We start from the raw sequence: 2043 nt of genomic DNA, 5'->3' as shown, positions 1-2043 counted from the left end.
TCGTCATCGGCCTCGCCATCGCCTCGGGCGCGATGTTCGCGCTCCAGGTCAACAGCAACTTCTTCTGGATGTACAAGTCGCTGCTGGGACTGTCGACCCAGGGCACCTTCAAGACCCTGACAATGGTCACCTCCATCGCCTCGGTCATCTCGCTGCCGATGGTCATGGCGGTGGCGCTCATCGCGTAGGCCGGCCGGCCGGCGGGCCGGCCGCAGCCGGGCGTGGGCGGCGACGATCGGCCAGGTCGCTGACCAGCGGCAGGAAGCAGTGCACCCAGTACGTCCGCCGGTCCCGAACGCAGGGTCGTGGCCGGGACCGGCGCGGCCGGCACCGGCTGGCGTGCTGCCTCAGGATCGGGGATGGTCCTGCTGGACCTCACGTGGGGGGAGCTCTTCGACGGTCACCGGCGCGTGCGTGGCCGGCCCGAAGACCCTCGCGGCAGCCGTGACCGTGTTCCTCAGGACGTGTTGCACGTAGTTCGCGGCGGCCATGGGACCCAAGCCGAAGGGCAACAGCCCGGCCAGGAGCGGCGGTCCGACCGCCAGCGCCCATGCCCGGAGCATCTCCGACTGCGAGGCGGCGATCTCCTGCCGCTCCTTCGCCGTCAGGGCCGCCAGAGCGTCGTACGCAGCCGCCTGCTCCAGCAGCCAGGCGTGGGGTCCCAGGATCGCGTCGGGGCGGATCCGCCCGGTCCTGTCGAGCTCGACCGCGCCGTCGGTGAGGACCAGGAGGACGGCGGTGCGGGTCAGCTCGGGGTCGGTGAGGTCCCTGTCGTAGAGCAGTCCCACTTTGATCGCCGCACTCACCGCCTCCTTGAGGACCTCCCTCAACGCGACCGGGAGGGCGGCGGCCGAGATCGCCGTCCCGTAACCCGGGAGGATCGACGGCAGGGAGTAGGAGACTGCTCGCGCTGCCCGGATCCGGTTGCCGCGCGTCACCTGGCCGACCAGCTCTCCTGGTTCGACCAGGGGCTTACCCGCACGGACCTTGTCGACGACCTGCTGCGCCTCCTCGAGGGAGGGTTGGAGAGTCCGGTTGATCAGCGCCATCGCACGCTCGACGGTCGACTCGATGTCGAACTCCGGCTTGGGGAAGGTGAAACCGCTGCTCATGTCGGTCTCCTGTCCGTTGGCGACTCCTGAGGATCTCAGCGGGCCGCTCCGGATGGGGGACGACAGCGTCCGACCCGTGGACCGGATCCCCGACTGCTACGAGGCTCCCGCACGACGGTCGTGGCCGACCGCGACCACGGCTGCCCCGACGCCTGGGCGCACCATGCCGTGGTCGTCCAGGATGTCGTGAACGGCTGAGAACGGCCGGTCGGTGGGCTCAGCGATCTCGCGCAGCGACCGACCGACGGCGTGCTGCGCGAGCACGACAGCCTGGAGTCGGGCCTGTGGCGGAGGGGACACCCGGACGCTCTGGACCCCGTCGGTCGCAGCTACACCGGACATGTGACGGGGTCGGGCCGAGCCGCCGCAGCTGTCAGGGCTTGCCGGTGGGCGTGTCCGTCGGGGGACACGTGCCGAGCTGGGCGCCGGCGAGCAGGTGCTGTCGGTGCTGCTCCGCCGCTTCGATCAGTCGCTGCTCGTCACCGGCGACGAAGGCGTCGAGCATGATCTGGTGCTCGGCCTGCAGGATCTCCTGCCCGCTCCTGTCCAGCCTGTTCGCCGCTCGGTAGCTCTCGGTCGCCTCCCACAGGCCGGCGAGCAGGCGGAGCAGTCGCGGCATGCGGCAGGGGACGAGGAGAGCCTCGTGGAAACGACGGCCGTTGTCGCTGAAGGCGTTGAGCTGTCCGTGGTGGAGGGCGTCCTCGGCTGCCCGGCACGCTTCTCGAGCTGCAGCACGGTCGGCGTCCGTGGTGTTCTCCAGTGCCCGACGCAGGGCCTCGTCCTCGAGCAGCGCGCGGACGAAGTAGATCTCCTCGAGCTCCTCGGCGGTGAGGCTGGGGACGGTGAAGCCCACGTGCGGCCGGTGCGTCACCAGGCCTTCCCCCTCGAGGATCATGAGCGCCTCGCGGACCGGGATCCGGCTGACCCCCAG

General features: G+C 70.5%; 3 protein-coding genes and 1 pseudogene. 1 reads left to right on the top strand and 3 read right to left on the bottom strand.

Annotated elements, in window-relative coordinates; all coding sequences use genetic code 11:
- Positions 1 to 188 (top strand): annotated as a pseudogene (locus tag VN520_RS20985) (gluconate permease); the annotation flags it as partial.
- 159 nt (positions 189 to 347) lie between these two features.
- Here VN520_RS20985 and VN520_RS20980 read toward each other — a convergent pair.
- The 3 genes from VN520_RS20980 to VN520_RS20970 form a co-directional block, all read right to left on the bottom strand.
- The gene (locus VN520_RS20980; protein ID WP_325748475.1) at positions 348 to 1112 is read right to left on the bottom strand and encodes a hypothetical protein; all 765 of its coding nucleotides are present in this window, start codon (positions 1110 to 1112) and stop codon (positions 348 to 350) included.
- Between the two features lie 96 nt (positions 1113 to 1208).
- Positions 1209 to 1454: a helix-turn-helix domain-containing protein gene (locus VN520_RS20975; protein ID WP_325748474.1), complete on the bottom strand. Its 246-nt coding sequence runs from the start codon at positions 1452 to 1454 to the stop codon at positions 1209 to 1211.
- A gap of 31 nt (positions 1455 to 1485) precedes the next feature.
- A partial coding sequence (locus VN520_RS20970; protein WP_325748473.1) for a GntR family transcriptional regulator occupies positions 1486 to 2043 on the bottom strand: 558 nt, incomplete at its 5' end.

It is taken from the genome of Streptomyces sp. (assembly GCF_035563135.1).
Classification (GTDB): Bacteria; Actinomycetota; Actinomycetes; order Streptomycetales; family Streptomycetaceae; genus Streptomyces.
Note: the sequence above shows the minus strand (reverse complement) of the source record. Positions and strands in the feature narration are given on the sequence as shown.

Bases quoted from the DNA above. Each gene is read 5' to 3' on its own strand.
- VN520_RS20980 (WP_325748475.1), bottom strand. From the start codon at position 1,112: ATGAGCAGCGGTTTCACCTTCCCCAAGCCGGAGTTCGACATCGAGTCG.
- VN520_RS20975 (WP_325748474.1), bottom strand. From the start codon at position 1,454: ATGTCCGGTGTAGCTGCGACCGACGGGGTCCAGAGCGTCCGGGTGTCC.